The sequence below is a fragment of the Amycolatopsis regifaucium genome, from assembly GCF_001613935.1.
Taxonomy (GTDB): domain Bacteria; phylum Actinomycetota; class Actinomycetes; order Mycobacteriales; family Pseudonocardiaceae; genus Amycolatopsis; species Amycolatopsis regifaucium.
Map to the genome: position 1 here is coordinate 97,762 of NZ_LQCI01000009.1, position 15,308 is coordinate 113,069.

16 protein-coding genes are annotated in these 15,308 nt (G+C 68.7%); 5 read left to right on the forward strand and 11 right to left on the reverse strand.

Annotated elements, in window-relative coordinates; genetic code table 11:
* Nucleotides 1–14: 14 nt before the first annotated feature.
* From AVL48_RS10435 to AVL48_RS10450, 4 genes are all read right to left on the reverse strand, one after another.
* Complete coding sequence (locus AVL48_RS10435) at nucleotides 15–2,057, reverse strand: M3 family metallopeptidase (RefSeq protein ID WP_061987453.1); 2,043 nt, start codon at nucleotides 2,055–2,057, stop codon at nucleotides 15–17.
* 103 nt (nucleotides 2,058–2,160) lie between these two features.
* A complete protein-coding gene (locus tag AVL48_RS10440; RefSeq protein WP_061987452.1) occupies nucleotides 2,161–2,871 on the reverse strand; it encodes a histidine phosphatase family protein in 711 nt (236 codons plus the stop codon).
* A gap of 100 nt (nucleotides 2,872–2,971) precedes the next feature.
* Nucleotides 2,972–3,811 carry an undecaprenyl-diphosphate phosphatase gene (locus AVL48_RS10445; RefSeq protein ID WP_061987449.1) on the reverse strand — a complete coding sequence of 280 codons (840 nt, stop codon included), beginning with the start codon at nucleotides 3,809–3,811 and terminating at the stop codon, nucleotides 2,972–2,974.
* Nucleotides 3,811–4,857, reverse strand: a complete 1,047-nt coding sequence (locus tag AVL48_RS10450; RefSeq protein WP_061987447.1) for an LLM class F420-dependent oxidoreductase — start codon at nucleotides 4,855–4,857, stop codon at nucleotides 3,811–3,813. Before AVL48_RS10450 ends, AVL48_RS10445 begins: the two co-directional genes overlap by 1 nt.
* Nucleotides 4,858–4,993: 136 nt before the next feature.
* On the opposite strand from AVL48_RS10450, the gene AVL48_RS10455 reads away from it, so the two are divergent.
* The 3 genes from AVL48_RS10455 to AVL48_RS10465 all read left to right on the forward strand — a co-directional run bounded on the left by AVL48_RS10455 (nucleotide 4,994) and on the right by AVL48_RS10465 (nucleotide 7,304).
* Complete coding sequence (locus tag AVL48_RS10455) at nucleotides 4,994–5,959, forward strand: aldo/keto reductase (protein WP_061987445.1); 966 nt, start codon at nucleotides 4,994–4,996, stop codon at nucleotides 5,957–5,959.
* Between the two features lie 113 nt (nucleotides 5,960–6,072).
* Nucleotides 6,073–7,086 (forward strand): YncE family protein, encoded by a 1,014-nt coding sequence (locus tag AVL48_RS10460; RefSeq protein WP_061987443.1) that lies wholly within the window; start codon nucleotides 6,073–6,075, stop codon nucleotides 7,084–7,086.
* On the forward strand, nucleotides 7,083–7,304 hold the full coding sequence (locus AVL48_RS10465) for a DUF5703 family protein (RefSeq protein ID WP_037311913.1): 222 nt from the start codon (nucleotides 7,083–7,085) through the stop codon (nucleotides 7,302–7,304). The genes AVL48_RS10460 and AVL48_RS10465 overlap by 4 nt, the downstream gene beginning before the upstream one ends.
* Here the strand turns inward: AVL48_RS10465 and AVL48_RS10470 are convergent.
* From AVL48_RS10470 to AVL48_RS10485, 4 genes are read right to left on the reverse strand one after another with little or no spacing between them, the layout of a single operon-like run.
* Nucleotides 7,297–8,040, reverse strand: coding sequence for an SRPBCC family protein (locus AVL48_RS10470; RefSeq protein ID WP_061987441.1), 744 nt, complete (start codon nucleotides 8,038–8,040; stop codon nucleotides 7,297–7,299). The two genes, AVL48_RS10465 and AVL48_RS10470, sit on opposite strands and share 8 nt — an antisense overlap.
* Nucleotides 8,041–8,637 (reverse strand): winged helix-turn-helix domain-containing protein, encoded by a 597-nt coding sequence (locus tag AVL48_RS10475; RefSeq protein WP_061987439.1) that lies wholly within the window; start codon nucleotides 8,635–8,637, stop codon nucleotides 8,041–8,043.
* A 40-nt stretch (nucleotides 8,638–8,677) separates the two neighbouring features.
* On the reverse strand, nucleotides 8,678–9,556 hold the full coding sequence (locus tag AVL48_RS10480) for an alpha/beta fold hydrolase (RefSeq protein WP_061987438.1): 879 nt from the start codon (nucleotides 9,554–9,556) through the stop codon (nucleotides 8,678–8,680).
* A complete protein-coding gene (locus AVL48_RS10485) occupies nucleotides 9,556–10,878 on the reverse strand; it encodes a M20/M25/M40 family metallo-hydrolase (protein WP_061987436.1) in 1,323 nt (440 codons plus the stop codon). The genes AVL48_RS10480 and AVL48_RS10485 overlap by 1 nt, the downstream gene beginning before the upstream one ends.
* 60 nt (nucleotides 10,879–10,938) lie before the next feature.
* On the opposite strand from AVL48_RS10485, the gene AVL48_RS40515 reads away from it, so the two are divergent.
* Nucleotides 10,939–11,448: a TetR/AcrR family transcriptional regulator C-terminal domain-containing protein gene (locus tag AVL48_RS40515; RefSeq protein ID WP_279626653.1), complete on the forward strand. Its 510-nt coding sequence runs from the start codon at nucleotides 10,939–10,941 to the stop codon at nucleotides 11,446–11,448.
* A 179-nt stretch (nucleotides 11,449–11,627) separates the two neighbouring features.
* Here the strand turns inward: AVL48_RS40515 and AVL48_RS10495 are convergent, their stop codons facing one another.
* Nucleotides 11,628–12,155: a GNAT family N-acetyltransferase gene (locus AVL48_RS10495; protein ID WP_061987434.1), complete on the reverse strand. Its 528-nt coding sequence runs from the start codon at nucleotides 12,153–12,155 to the stop codon at nucleotides 11,628–11,630.
* A gap of 377 nt (nucleotides 12,156–12,532) precedes the next feature.
* Between AVL48_RS10495 and AVL48_RS10500 the strand changes: the two genes are divergently transcribed.
* The gene (locus AVL48_RS10500) at nucleotides 12,533–12,775 is read left to right on the forward strand and encodes a hypothetical protein (RefSeq protein WP_061987432.1); all 243 of its coding nucleotides are present in this window, start codon (nucleotides 12,533–12,535) and stop codon (nucleotides 12,773–12,775) included.
* A gap of 424 nt (nucleotides 12,776–13,199) precedes the next feature.
* Here AVL48_RS10500 and leuD read toward each other — a convergent pair whose 3' ends face one another.
* Both leuD and leuC read right to left on the reverse strand, forming a co-directional pair.
* Nucleotides 13,200–13,793: a 3-isopropylmalate dehydratase small subunit gene (gene leuD / locus AVL48_RS10505; RefSeq protein ID WP_061987429.1), complete on the reverse strand. Its 594-nt coding sequence runs from the start codon at nucleotides 13,791–13,793 to the stop codon at nucleotides 13,200–13,202.
* Between the two features lie 5 nt (nucleotides 13,794–13,798).
* Nucleotides 13,799–15,220, reverse strand: coding sequence for a 3-isopropylmalate dehydratase large subunit (gene leuC / locus AVL48_RS10510; RefSeq protein WP_061987427.1), 1,422 nt, complete (start codon nucleotides 15,218–15,220; stop codon nucleotides 13,799–13,801).
* Nucleotides 15,221–15,308 lie beyond the last annotated feature (88 nt).

Consider the following 15,308-nt stretch of genomic DNA (forward strand, 5'->3'; position numbering starts at 1 on the left):
GGACCGTCAGCGGGTCAGGCCCCGGCGAGACCGCGGCGCTTGAGCAGCGGCTCGATCTCCGGGTCGCGGCCACGGAACGCGCGGAACGCGGCCATCGGGTCGACGCTGCCGCCCCGCCCGAGCAGTTCACGGCGGAAGTGGTCACCGTTCTCCCTGGTGAGCCCACCGTTCTCGCGGAACCACTGGACGGTGTCCGCGTCGAGGACCTCGCTCCAGATGTAGGAGTAGTACCCGGCGCTGTAGCCACCGCTGAAGACGTGCGCGAAGTAGGTGGTGCGGTAACGCGGCGGCACGGCCTCCAACGCGACACCGGCCTTGGTCAGCGCCTCGGTCTCGAACCGCTGGACGTCGTCGATGGTGTCCTCGGTGCCGAGCCCGTGCCACGCCTGGTCCAAAAGGGACGCGGCGAGGTACTCGGTGGTGGAGAACCCTTCGCCGTACTGCTGCGACGCCAGGAGCTTGTCGATCTGCTCCTGCGGCAGCGGCTCACCGGTCACGTGGTGCTTGGCGTAGTTGGCCAGCACCTCGGGCCACAGCATCCACATCTCGTTGACCTGCGAGGGGTACTCGACGAAGTCGCGAGGGACGTTGGTGCCGGAGAACGTCGGGTACTCGACGTCGGAAAGCAGCGAGTGCAGTGCGTGCCCGAACTCGTGGAAGGCGGTGACGACCTCGTCGAAGGTCAGCAGGGTCGGGTCCCCCGCCGGCGGCTTGGCGACGTTGAGGACGTTCACCACGACCGTCTTGGTGCCCAGCAGCTTCGTCTGGTCGACGAAGTTGTTCATCCAGGCGCCGCCGCGCTTCGAGTCGCGGGCGTAGTAGTCCATCAGGAAAAGGCCGAGTCCGGCGCCGTCGGCGTCGAAGACCTCGAAGATCCGCACCTCGGGGTGGTACTTCGGCAGGTCGTCGCGCTCGGTGAAGCTCAGGCCGTAGAGCTTGGACGCGGCGAAGAAGACGCCGTCGGTCAGCACGCGGTTCAGCTCGAAGTACGGGCGCAGTGCGGCCGTGTCGACCTCGAACCGGTCCTTGCGGACGCGTTCGGCGTAGAAGGCCCAGTCCCAGGGCCGCAAGATCGCGCCGGGGATGTCGGCTTCGAGGTAGCGCTGCAGCTCTTCGGCCTCCGCCTTGGCGTTGGCGACCGCGACCGGCGCGAGGCGTTCCAGCAGACCGACGGCGGCTTCCGCGGTCTTCGCCGTCTCGTCCTCGATGACATACGAGGCGTGGTCGGGGAAACCGAGCACGGCGGCCCGTTCGGCGCGCAACCGGACCAGCTCGGCCACGATCCGGTTGTTGTCGAACTCGTTGCCCCGGTTGCCGCGGGACACCGACGCGGTGAAAATCCGCTCACGCAGCGCGCGGTCCTCCAGCGACGCCAGTGCCGCCTGCGCCGTCGGCAGAGTCAGCTTGAGGACGTACTTGCCCTCCTCGCCCGCGGTTTCGGCGGCGGTGGCGATGGCGTCGTCGGTGAGCCCGGCGAGTTCCTTGACGTCGTCGACGACCACAGCGAGTTCGTTGGTGTCCTTCAGCAGGTTCTGCTGGAACCTGGTCGACAGCGTCGAAAGCTGTTCGTTCAGCTCGCGCAGCCGCTTCTGGTCGGGCTCGGGCAGCCCGGCGCCGGCGCGGCGGACGTCGGTGTGGCGACGCTCCAGCAGCCGCAGGGACTCGGGGTCGAGCCCGAGTTCGTCCCGGCGCTCGAACAGGGTGTTGATCCGGGCGAACAACGCCGGGTTCAGGTTGATGGCGTCGGCGTGCGCGGCCAGCCGCGGCGCCATCTCGGCCTGCACGCGCTGGATCTCGTCGTTCGCGTTGGATCCGGCGAGGTTGAAGAACACGCTGGAGACGCGGGACAGGAGCCTGCCGGACTTCTCCAGCGCGACGATGGTGTTCTCGAAGGTCGGCGGCTCGGGCGAACCGGCGATCTCCTCGATCTCCGCGGCATGCTCGGCCAGTCCGGCTTCGAAGGCGGGCAGGAAGTGCTCGTCGGCGATCCGGTCGAAGGGAGGAAGGGCGTAGGGCAGCTCACTCGGCGCGGCGAACGGGTTGTCCTGCGAAATCATCGGTGTTGCTCCCGGGTCGTCGAATCTGCTGGTCTGGCCACCTTACGGGCAGCGAGGGGCCGGTGGATGCCGTCCGTGGCGGTGACGCCGACGTCGGCGATGGTCACGCTCCGGTGGTACCGCCCACCACCGCGTCCGAACTCTGCTTCCCCCTGCCGCCGTTGGCTTCGGCTTTGGGTTCCGGTGGGGCGATCCCGGCCAGGTCGCCGCCGTTGTCGTTGACGCGCAACACGAACGGCCGAGTCTCGGTGTAGCGGACGACCGAAACCGAGGCCGGGTCGACCACGATCCGCTGGAAGGAATCGAGATGCTGGCCGAGCGCGTCGGCGAGGATCGACTTGATCACATCGCCGTGGCTGCATAAGAGCCATACCGCGTTTTCGCCGTGCTTCGCGGTGATTCGCGCGTCGTGCGCACGGACGGCCGCGACCGAGCGGGCCTGCATCTCGGCCAATCCTTCGCCGCCGGGGAAGACCGCGGCCGACGGATGCGCCTGAACGACCTTCCACAGAGGTTCTTTGAACAGATCCTTGAGCGCGCGGCCGGTCCATTCGCCGTAGTCCACTTCGGACAAACCGGGCTCTTTGATCTTCTTCAGGCCGCGTGCCTCGGCCAGCTTCGCGACGGTCTGCCGGCAACGGAGCATCGGCGAGACCACCAGTTCGGCCAGCGGTACCGGCGCAAGCCGCTCGACCAGCGCGGCCGCCTGCGCCCGGCCGGTGTCGTCCAGGCCGACCTTGGGCGTGCGTCCGGCGAGGACGCCCGAACCGTTCGCCGTGGACTTGCCGTGGCGCAGAAGGATCACAGTACTCACGTGGCCCACCCTACGGGTCGTGCTTTGCCCCGCGTTTCGTCCTCTGGATGCGGTACTTGCACGCGCAAGGACCGCGTTCAGAGGACGAAACGCGTAGGAGCTACAGGTGCGGGCCCTCCTGCGGGTCCAGGACGCCGGTGACGATCAGTACGAACAGCAGGGCGCCGAGCACGAGCCGGTAGATGACGAACGGCACGAAGCTCTTGGTCTTGATGTAGGACATCAGCCACGCGATGACGGCGTAGCCGACGCCGAACGCGACCAGCGTCGCCAGGATCGTCGGGCCCCATTGCGCCGGGGCGCCGTCCTTGCCGATGTCGGTGAGCTTGTACAGCCCCGAGCCGAACACCGCCGGCAGCGCCAGCAGGAACGAGTACTCGGCGGCCTCCGCGCGGGTGTAACCGAGCAACAGCCCCGCGCTGGTGGTGCCGCCGGAGCGGGAGACACCCGGGATCAGCGCCAGCGCCTGCGCGAAACCGAATCCGAGGCCGTGCGGCACGGTCAGGTGATCGAGCGTCCGCTCCTGCTTCCCGATGCGGTCGGCCACGAGAAGGATGAGGCCGAAGACGATCAGCGTGGTCGCGGTGATCCGCAGATCACGGAAGGTCTCGTCGATCGCGTCCTGCAGCAGCAGGCCCAGCACGACGATCGGCAGCGAACCGACGATGATCAGCCAGCCGAGCCTCGCGTCCGGGTCCTGTCGCCAGTCCTTCTTGTAGATCGAGAAGAACCAGGCTCGGAGGATCTTCCCGATCTTGGCCGAGAAGTACAGGATGACCGCGAGTTCGGTGCCGATCTGGGTCACCGCGGTGAACGCCGCGCCCGGATCGTCCCAGCCCGCCAGCGCCGCGGTGATCCGCAGGTGCGCGCTGGAGGAGATCGGCAGGAACTCGGTCAGGCCCTGGACGAGGCCGAGGACCAGTGCTTCGAACCAGCCCATCAGGCGACACCGGCCAGTTCGATCGCCTCGGCGGCGGTCTCGAGAGCGTGTGCGGAGCTCTCCGGGTCCGGCATGGAGGGCGCGACGGTCAGCGTGGTGACCCCCGCTCCGGCGAAGGCCCGCATCCGGTCCGCGATCCGTTCCTTCGGCCCCAGCAGCGACGTCGCGTCGATGAACTCGAGCGGGACGGCGGCCATGGCGCCCGCGTAGTCCTTGCCGAGGTACTTCTGCTGGACGTCGGCAGCTTCGCGCTCGAAGCCCATCCGGCAGGCGAGCTGGTTGTAGAAGTTCTTTTCGCGGCTGCCCATCCCGCCGATGTACAGCGCCGCGTACCTGCGGACCGCGTCGGCACAGGCCTTCCAGTCGTCACCGACCACGAGCGGGACGGTGGGGACGACGTCGAAGCCGTCGAGGGAACGCCCGGCCTTGTCCGCACCCGCCTGGATCAGCTTCAGCTGCTCACCGGCGTGCTCGGGCGAGAAGAACACCGGCAGCCAGCCGTTGGCGATCTCACCGGTCAGTTCGAGGTTCTTCGGGCCGATCGCGGCCAGGTACACCGGGATCTCTTCGCGCACCGGGTGCACGGTCAGCGTCAGTGCCTTGCCGGGCCCGCCGGGCAGCGGCAGCTGGAAATGGTCGCCGTCGTACTTGACCCGCTCCCGGGCCAGTGCCTTGCGGACGATCTCGACGTATTCGCGCGTGCGGCCGAGCGGCGACACGAACTTCACGCCGTGCCAGCCTTCGGACACCTGCGGGCCGGAGACACCGAGGCCGAGGCGGAACCGGCCGCCCGACAGCGTGTCCAGGGTCGCGGCGGTCATCGCGGTCATCGCCGGCGTCCGCGCCGGGACCTGCAGCACCGCGCTGCCCACGTCGATCCGTGAGGTCTGCGCCGCCACCCACGCCAGCACCGTCGGCGCGTCCGAACCGTAGGCCTCCGCGGCCCACACGACCGCGTAGTCCAGTTCGTCCGCCTTCTTCGCCAATGCCAGGTTGGCCGCGTCGTTGCCCGCGCCCCAATAGCCCAAATTCAGTCCGAGTCGCACGGCGTGAATGTATCCAGCTGGGTGTCACTCCTCCGTTCAGGGTGTTGGCACCGCGGTGACCCGCCGGTGGTACTCGATCACGACACGCTCACCTGCTCCGTGTCCCGCACTTGCCTTCCGGCTAGGCTCGCCCGTCGTGGAAAAGCGACAGCTCGGCCGGTCGGGACTGCGGGTCTCGCGGATGGCCCTCGGGACCATGACGTGGGGTGGCGACACCGACTCCGAGGAGGCGGCCAGCCAGCTGGTCGCGTTCGTCGACGCCGGGGGCACCCTGGTCGACACCGCCGACATCTACACCGAGGGCGAGAGCGAACGCGTCCTCGGCGCCCTGCTCGGCGACCTGGTCCCCCGGGACGACATCGTTCTCGCCACCAAGGCCGTCGCCCGCCGCACCGACGGCCCGTTCGGCGGCGGCGCCTCGCGCGGCGCGCTGCTGAGCGCGCTCGAAGGCTCGCTGCGCCGCCTCGGCACCGACCACATCGATCTCTGGCAGTTGCACGCCTGGGACACCACCGTGCCGGTCGACGAGACACTCGCCGCTCTCGAGTACGCCGTTTCCAGCGGCAAGGTCCGCTACGTCGGCGTCTCCAACTACTGCGGCTGGCAGCTGGCGACCGCCGCGGCCCGCGGTTCCGCCGTCGCCCCGCTGGTGTCGACGCAGGTCGAGTACTCGCTGCTGGAACGCGGGGTCGACCGCGAGGTGGTCCCGGCGGCCGAGCATCACGGCATCGGGATCCTGCCCTGGGCGCCGCTCGGCCGGGGGGTGCTCACCGGCAAGTACCGCACCGGCACACCCGCCGATTCGCGCGGCGCTTCGAGCGTTTACGCGGGCTATGTCGAACATCACCTGACCGATCGCGCGGCCAGGATCGTGCAGGCGGTCGCGACCGCCGCCGACGGCCTCGGCACCTCGCCGCTGGCCGTCGCGCTGGCCTGGGTCCGCGACCGGCCGGGAGTGGTCGCGCCCGTGGTCGGGGCCCGTGACACCGGTCAGCTGACCGGGTCGCTCACCGCCGAGGACATCACGCTCCCGCCCGCCATCCGCTCCGCGCTCGACGACGTCAGCGCGATCGAGGTCGGCTATCCGGAACGCGGCCTGTGAGCCGTCTCAGTGAGTGGTTTAGGTGACTGTTGAGTGACGCGGACGTGACGCGGTCGGGTTCCTGGGGGATGCTGGACAGGTCCGTTCGACAAGTAGCAGGTGGAGGCACCAACGTGGGTCGGCTGTCCGCCATTTCCCGGATCGCGATCCCGCTCGTCGGTGCCCTGGTGCTCTCGTCGTGCGGTACCGACGACACTCCGAACGACACCCTGCAGATCGTGCAGAACCCGGTCGCGGCGACCGCGGCCGTCTCCCCTGCCGTGGCGATCAAGCCGGCGGGCTCGGTGTTCGCCGCACCGGGGGTGAAGGCGCTGGTCACCGACGAGACGAGCAAGACGCTGGTCGTCGCCGTCTCGGATCCGCCGTCGCTGCGCATCTACGACCTCGCGGCCCTGGACGCGCCGAAGACGACCGTGGCCCTGCCCGGTCCGGCCGAGCGGCTCACCGTCTCGAATTCGCAGGTGCTCGCCGGCGTCCCGGACAAGAGCGTGCTGGCGAAGGTCACCCTTCCCGGTGGCGCGCTCGAGACGATCCCCGTCGCGGGTCAGCCGTCCGCCGGTCTCGCCGACGGCGACGCGACGCTGGTCGCGGTCCGTGATCGCAAGGTCCTCGAAGTGCTGTCCGAGAACTCCGGCCCCAAGACCATCACGGGCCAGATCTACAGCGCCGACGACGTACTGAACACCGGTGACGGTGTGGTCGTGCTGGACAAGCTGCGCACCGCGCTGTTCTCCGTGGATCTCACCGAGGGCAAGATCGGCGAGGGCCTGCGGGCGGGCGACGGCGCGGCCAACGCGGTCACCGACGACTTCGGGCGCGTCTTCGTCACCGACGCGCGAGCGGGCGCGTTGCTGGCGTTTTCCACGACGCCGTTGTTGCTGCGCCAGCGCTATCCCGTCCCCGGGGGGGTGTACGGCATCGCCTACGACCGCGCGCGAGGCCTCGTCTGGGTCACCCTCACCGAACGCAACGAGGTCGTCGGCTTCGACGTCCGCGGCGGCGAACCGATCGAGAAGCACCGGTTCCCGACCTTGCGGCAGCCAGATTCGGTCACCGTCGACGCCCACGGCGGCCGGGTGGTCGTCGGCTCGGCCATCGGAGAAGGGATCCAGGTGATCACGCCATGACAGTTGTGGACGAGGCGGTGGTCGAAGGGGATTGGGAGTACCGGCGGCTGCAGTTGCCGCCCGGTGTGTCCCGGCGGGCGGCGGCGACGCAGCTGTCGATCCACGCCGAGTTCGCCGGTTGGGAACTCTCGACCGTCCGGCTCTACTCCGATGGGACGCGAAGGGTGTGGTTGCGCCGCAAGCGCACCGCCAATCCCCTGCCCGGCCTGATCACCTGAACACGCGGGCGAGCCAGTCCGCCCAGATCTTTTCCTGCTTCGCGGGGTCGACATCGCCGAACAGGTGATGCATCGCGACCATCGGGCCCGGAAAGCCGCGTACGAACCGCAGGAACGCGTCCGCGGTCCGGATCCCGACGGTCTGCGCGTTCGCCAGGTAGACCTCGCCGTCCACAGCGGACATCGACCCGGTCGACAGCCGGATCCGGTCCCCCGTCTCCGGCCGGCCCGCCAGGCCGAGTTCCCGGCCGAGGGTCAGCCACGCGCTGTCCCAGTCCGCGATCATCGGCCCGAACACCGTCACCGGCACGGCCTTCCGCCCGGCGAAGTTGGTGAGGTATTCGACCAGGGTGCGGAAGAAGAGCTCGCCACCGGCGGTCATCGCCTCGAACTCGTCCTCCCAGTCGTCGCCGGGAAGGAAGCCGCTGGTGACGGTCCGCAGCACCGTGCTGCCACCGGCACGGCCTTCGATCAGGAACTCGTAGGCCACGAATCGCCCGTCAGGCGCCGGCTCCGTGCCGTAGACGAGCCGCTCCAGCGGATCCCACGAGGTGATCACGGAAGCGGGTTCGAAGCTGCCGAACGCGGTCTTCACCGTGCCTCCGACGCCGCCATCGACTTCGTTTCGCCCCATGAACCACGACGTGATCCCTGGCCCGGTGGCGATGGCCTCCCAGATCTGTTCCGGTGTCGCGTCGACCTCGGCGCGCTCGGTGATCTCGAATTCGTGCCCCACTCAGCGCTCCTCGGGCTCGGTTTTGACGCTCGGGTGGACGGCGACCACGATCCGGTGGTCGCGGCCGTGCTCGGCGCCTTCATCGTGGTATTTGCTCACCAGGTTCGTGACCGCGGCGGTGAGCTCCTCGGCGAACGCGGCCCTGTCGGCCGCGGAGGAGAACCGCACCTCACCGTCGATCGCGAAGGTCGCGACCCGTTTGCGAGCCTTGGCCGAACCGGTGATCAGCAGGCCGACGTCGCGCACCAGCCTGCCCGCGACCGCGAGCAGCCAGCGTGCGGAGAGCCGGTCCGGAGACTGGGCCGGGTCGGGCTGCACCGCGGACAAGGCGGTCGGCGAGATCACGTAGGACGACGCCGTCGCGCGCATCATGCGTTCGGTGACGTTGCCCTTGCGCCGTTCTTCGACGAGCTCGACCAGCCCGTGCTTCTCCAGCGCGCGCAGATGGTAGTTCACCTTCTGTCTCGGCAGGTCGATCCGGCCTGCCAGCATCGTGGCCGACGCCGGTTCGGCGAGTTCGGCGAGCAGCCGGGCACGGACGGGATCCAGCGACACTTCGGCCGCTTCCGCGTCCTCGATCACCGCAACGGAGAACATGACAAGACGGTGCCACCGAAAAGAGAAGTTGTCAAGGATGCTAGGCTTGTCGGCGAGCCTGGTTCGCGAGCGCCAGCAGGCGGGGCACCACCTGCGGGGCCGCCTCCAGCGGGACCACGTGCCCGACCCCGGGCAGCACCACCGCCGTCCCGTTCTCCACCGCGCCGGCGAGCTCCTCGACGTCGGCCGTGGGCACCAGTTTGTCGCGCTCGCCGACGATCGCGGTCACCGGTACCGAGCCGACCTGCGACAACGCCGATTCCCGCGTATAGGCGTCCAGTGCCGGGCGGAAGGCCGACACCGTCTGCGGCCAGTTACCGCGGATCATCCGCACCGTCAGCTCGACGTCGCCGGGCGCCGGGTCGTCACCGAAGAGCCACCAGCGCAGCCCGGCGATCACCGCCTTGCTCGTATGCTCCCGCACCAGCGAAATCACCTTCGTCCCGAAGACGATTTCCAGGTCACGGCCGAGTTTCCCGAGTGCGTTCGGCCAGATCGCGTCCGGGGTGACACCGCCCGCCGACATGGCGAGCAGGCCGACGCCCGCCACCCTGGCCGCGAAGACCTCCGGGTGGCGTTGGGCGAGCGACAGGATCGCGAGACCGCCCATGTCGTGGCCGACGAGGACGATCCGGCCCTTGGGGAGCACCTTGTCCAGAATCTCCGCCAGGTCGTCGGCGAGGTGTCCCATGGTCGCCGACGCGGGCCGGACGGCACCGGATTCACCGTGTCCGCGCTGGTCGTAAGCCAGTACCGCGATCGGCTCCTCCCCCGCTTCGGCCAGCACCGGCGCGATGGCGCGCCAGCTCCGCCTGTCGAGGGCGTATCCGTGAAGGAGCACGACGGTCACCGGCGCCGACGGAACCCCCCAGCGCTCGAAGTGCAGGGGTGTTCCGTCGGCGGCCAGCAGACCGGGCATCAGGACGAGCGCAGGAAGCGGTCGAGCACGCGCACCCCGAACTTCAGCGCGTCGACCGGCACGCGCTCGTCGACCCCGTGGAACAAAGCCGAGAAGTCGAGGTCGGCGGGCAGCTGCAGTGGGGCGAAGCCGAAGTTCCGGATCCCGAGCGACTGGAACGACTTCGCGTCCGTGCCGCCGGAAAGCATGTACGGGAGCGTGCGGGCACCCGGGTCCTCGGCGAGGACCGCGGCGGTCATCGCGTCGACGAGTGCGCCGTCGAAGGTGGTCTCGACCGGCGGCAGCTCCATCCACTCCTTCTCGATGTCCGGGCCGAGAATCTCCTCCAGCTCGGCGTTGAACGCTTCGAGACGGCCGGGAAGGATCCGGCAGTCGACCGAGGCTTCCGCGACCGACGGGATGACGTTCGACTTGTACCCGGCGGTCAGCATCGTCGGATTCGCCGTGTCACGCAGGGTCGCGCCGATCATCCGGGAGATGTTCCCCAGCTTGGCGACGGAACCCTCGATGTCGTCCTCGGGGAAGTCCCAGCCGGTGATCTCGGTGACGCCGTCCAGGAACTCGCGGACGGAGTCGGTCATGACCAGCGGGAAGCGGTGGTTGCCGAGCCGGGCGACGGCCTCGGACAGCTTGGTGACGGCGTTGTCGCGATGGATCATCGAGCCGTGACCGGCGGTGCCGCGCACCCGCAGCTTCATCCAGCGGATGCCCTTTTCCGCCGTCTCGATGAGATACGCGCGGACGTTGTCCTTCAGCGTGATCGAGAAGCCGCCGACCTCGCTGATCGCCTCGGTGACGCCCTCGAACAGCTCCGGACGATTCTCGACCAGCCACTGCGCCCCGTACTTGCCGCCCGCTTCCTCGTCGGCGAGGAAGGCGAAGACGAGGTCGCGCGGCGGCACGATGCCGTTGATCTTGTAGTGGCGGGCCAGCGCGAGCGCCATTCCGCACATGTCCTTCATGTCAACGGCACCGCGGCCCCAGACGTAATCGTCCTGGATCGCGCCGGAGAGCGGGTGCACCGACCACTCCGAGGCGTCGGCGGGGACGGCGTCGAGATGACCGTGGATCAGCAGCCCGCCACGCGAGGGGTCCGCGCCCGGCAGCCTGACGATCACGTTGTGCCGGTCCTTGCCGCCGGACTCCACGTAGGTGATCTCGTAGCCCGCGTCGGTCAGCTTCTCCGCGACGTACTCCGCGGCGGCGCGTTCACCGACGAGCGTGTCGGGATCACCGGTGTTGGTGGTGTCGATGCGGATCAGTTCACTGGTGAGCGTGACTGCCTCTTCGGCGGCTGCTTCGATCAGATTCGGTTCGGTCACCAGGCATTCCTACCATTGGCGGAGCCGGCCGACCCGTCGCCACCGTCTGGTGGACGGCGTGTGACCGCCCACTCTCCGCGTGCCGGGTACGGGACCGCGCCCGCGGCGCCGGGCCGGGGCCGGTCCGCGCATGAAGCATGCCGATCTCGGAGCAAGCCGACCCTGCAGTCTGCTTGTTCGAACGCGACGCTCTTGCGGCGGGTTTGTCCCCGCGGCCGCCGGTACGTCGCCCTCCTCACCCGGCCCGGCATGGCCGCTCTGTTCCGCATCGTCATCGCCGAACTGCCGCGCTTCCCCGAGTTGGGCGAGGCCCACTTCGAGCGCGGCAAGATGCCCTACTTCGACTCGGTGCGCCGCTATCTCGACACCGAGAACGCCCTGGGAACGGCGAAGCTGGACGACACGGAGCTGGCAGCGACCCAGTTCCTCGGGATGATCTCCAACTACGTCTTCTGGCCCCGGATGCTGCTCATGAACTGGTCTCCCGACGACGCATCGATGGCACACGTCGTGGACGAGGCCGTACTGATGATGGAAGCCAGATACGGCCTCGCAAACACCACCGACTGAAGCGGCAGGTGCCGTGCTTGAACGTTGGTCAAGCGGGTCGAGAAGGGCGGCGATCAGCCGCATCTCACCCGAAGCGCCACGTCCCTGAGTTCGGCGGGGATCCGATGCTGACGTTCCCCCTGGGCGTCCTTGACGGCAGCCACCGGACCGCGTTCGGCGCTCGCCGCCTGATCAACTTGTCAGGCGGAAGCGTTCGGTGAGGGCGCTCGCCGCGCCTCGACCGCCCCATCCGGGCTGGGCTGGTCGGTGGTGAAGCCCGCGGACCGGAGGATCCGCAGGGCGGCGTGGTTGGACGCGCGAGTCGACGCACTAAGCGTCACCACACCGGCCGCCGCCGCCTCATCGATCAGCAGTCGCACCGCCGCGGCGCCGATGCCCCGACCCCGGGTCGATCGTGTAAGCCAGATCCCCAGTTCCGCGGCCGCATCTCCGCTCGGGCCGAGGGCGAGGCGCACCGCTCCCACGATCATCCCTTCAGCGCGAACCGCCCACGTACACTCCCCGCAGGGTCCGGCCAGACCGGCTCGACGATCCCGATGATAGTCGCGCAGCCAGGCGATCCGCTCGTCGTTCCACGCGCCGCCCGCAGTCAGCGGCGGCGTCACGTCGTCGGCGGAGGCATCCTCGACCGCGGCCCTCACCAGAGCCTCAAGCACGAACTCGTCCACCGCGACGAGTTCCACCGAGTCGGGACGCGGCAGTGTCATGGAAGGTACTCCTCGTGGTCCAGGCTCAACGGCAGCGGCACGCATGGTCTCGTGGGCGACGAGGCAGCCTCGGCACTGAACCGAACATATCCCGATACGCCCAGGTGGTCGAACGAATATTCACTTACCAAGGGGGTGCCCTAACCCTGATGAAGCGTTCGTCTCGAACATGCACCGCTCGCGGGACGGCGGTTCTGATCTTCGACTACCGGAACTTCGGCGCCAGTAAGGGCGGCCCGGAGCTGTAGTTGCAGTGCTCGTGCGCGCTCGGTGCGCGGTGCGTGATCAACGAGCACGCCACGGCACAAACGTGTCGGTCTCAGATTTAGGGGTATCCGCCGTGTGTCGATCGAAAAGCTCTAGTTCAGGAGGCATCCATGGCCACCGGTGAGACCGGTTTCGACGATGTCAGTTTCGATCTCGTCAGCGTCCAGTACCACGCGTTGAAGGCAGGACACGATTACGGCCAGTACGTCAGGGACGCCGACAACGCGGGACGCCAGGACATAGCCGACTTCTTCCGCAAGGTCATGGAAGAAGACTCGGCACGCGCCAAGCAGTGCCACGAATTCTTGAAGGACCTTTCCGGCACCTCGGCCTCTGGACCCGCCGTTTCGTAACGGCTCCGGCCCTGAGCGCGTCGAAAACGGGACACGCTCAGGGCCTCACCGCCATATCCCGCGTCATGCACCGACTTCCCATTGGGAGCGCCATCGCGCAGTCCCGCGCGGGATAATACGTTCCCTGCCAACAGATCCGCGTGCGTCCGCGCAGACCCTTCATGCGGATCGACGAGGCGTTGCGACCTGCCGTCCACGCGTCCTCCACGGCCGCTGACGCAACAGACCAGGCCAGGACGTCGCGCGACCGCATAGCGCAGGATCAGCGGTGGAGGCTTTGCGCCGGAAGTGCTGCGCCACCATGAAAATCATGAGACGACAGTCCGACTCACGCGACAAGACAGTCCACTGTCAACTCGAACGCGAGAAGCTCAGCGCTCCTTCGCCGACCACCTGACCGCCTGCGGTGGCGGCTTGACATCCGTCACTGCCGGAGGGTGCGAGGCTTGTACCAAGGGCGCCGCGCTTCGTACTCCGCGATGCTGGATTCGTGTTCCAAGGTCAGGCTGATGTCGTCCAGGCCCTCCAGCAGACGCCACCGGGCATTGTCGTCCAGCTCGAAATCGGCCGCGATCCCCTCGGCACGAACCTGACGGTCGAGCAGGTCCACGGTGACCTCGGTCGAGGGGTCGGCTTCAGTCAGCTCCCAGAGCCGGTCCACGGTCTCCTGCGGCAGCACCACGGTCAGCAGGCCGTTCTTGAGGGAGTTGCCGCGGAAGATGTCGGCGAAGCGGGGGGAGATGACGGCCTTGAAACCGTAGTTCTGCAGTGCCCAGACGGCGTGCTCGCGCGAGGAACCGGTCCCGAAGTCCGGCCCGGCAACCAGCACGGTGGCGCCCTGGCGGGCGGGCTGGTTGAGCACGAACTGCGGGTCCTTGCGCCAGGCATCGAAGAGCCCGTCCTCGAAGCCGTCCCGGGTGACCTTCTTCAGCCAGTGGGCAGGGATGATCTGGTCGGTGTCGACGTTGCTGCGGCGCAGCGGGACGACCCGGCCGGTGTGGGTGGTGAAAGCTTCCATGGGGTTCAGACTCCGGTGGTGAGGGGCGGTTCGGACAGGTCGGCGGGCGAGGCCAGGTGACCGAGGACCGCGGTGGCGGCTGCCACCTGCGGAGAGACCAGGTGGGTGCGGCCGCCCTTGCCCTGTCTGCCCTCGAAATTGCGGTTGGAGGTGGACGCCGCCCGCTCGCCGGGGGCCAGCTGGTCGGGGTTCATGCCCAGGCACATGGAGCAGCCCGCGTGGCGCCACTCGGCCCCGGCGGCGATGAACACCTTGTCCAGCCCCTCCTCGACGGCCTGCAGCGCGACGCGCACCGATCCGGGCACGACCAGCATCCGTAGCTCGTCGGCCACCGAGCGGCCCCGGAGCACGGCGGCCGCGGCGCGCAGGTCCTCGATCCGCCCATTGGTGCAGGAGCCGAGGAAGACGGTGTCCACCGCGATCTCCCGCAGTGGCTGCCCCGCCCTCAGGCCCATGTACTCCAGCGCCTTCTCGGCCGCCATCCGCTCGCTGGGGTCGGCGAACTCCGCCGGGTCGGGGACCGAGCCCGACAGCGGAGCACCCTGCCCCGGGTTGGTGCCCCAAGTGACGAAGGGAGAGAGAGCGGAGGCGTCGATGACGACCTCGCGATCGAAGGTTGCTTCGCCGGAGCGCAGGGCACGCCAGTCGGCGACAGCGGCGTCCCAGGCGGCGCCCTTGGGCGCGTGCGGGCGGTCCTTGAGATAAGCGAAGGTGGTTTCGTCCGGGGCGATCATGCCGGCCCGGGCTCCCGCCTCGATCGACATGTTGCACACGGTCATCCGGGCCTCCATCGAAAGTTTCTCGATAGCCGGGCCGCGGTATTCGATGACGTGGCCTTGACCGCCGCTGGTGCCGATCTCGGCGATCACGGCCAGGATCAGGTCCTTGGCCGTGACACCGGCGGGCAGCTCGCCCTCGACCGTGACGGCCATGGTCCGGAACGGCGCCATCGGCAGCGTCTGGCTGGCCAGCACGTGTTCGACCTGGCTGGTGCCGATCCCGAAGGCGAGGGCGCCGAAGGCGCCGTGGGTGGAGGTGTGGCTGTCGCCGCAGACGATGGTCATTCCGGGCTGGGTCAAGCCCAGCTGCGGCCCCACCACGTGGACGACGCCCTGCTCGACGTCGCCCAGCGGGTGCAGGCGGACGCCGAACTCCGCGCAGTTCTTTCGCAGCGTCTCCAGCATCGCGCGGGCGACCGGGTCGGCGATCGGCTTGTCGATGTCGATCGTGGGGGTGTTGTGGTCCTCGGTCGCGATGGTGAGGTCGGTGCGCCGCACGCGCCGCCCGGCCTTACGGAGTCCGTCGAACGCCTGCGGGCAGGTCACCTCGTGCAGCAGGTGCAGATCGATGTAGAGCAGATCCGGTTCGCCCTCGGCGCGCCGGACGACATGGTCGTCCCAGACCTTCTCCGCCAATGTCTTGGCCATGGATTTCCCTTCGAGCGAGTTGGCTGGAACCGGAGCCGGGCCGGCACCGGGTTTCACGCTGTGCCCGTGCGGAATGCCTCGTTCACGA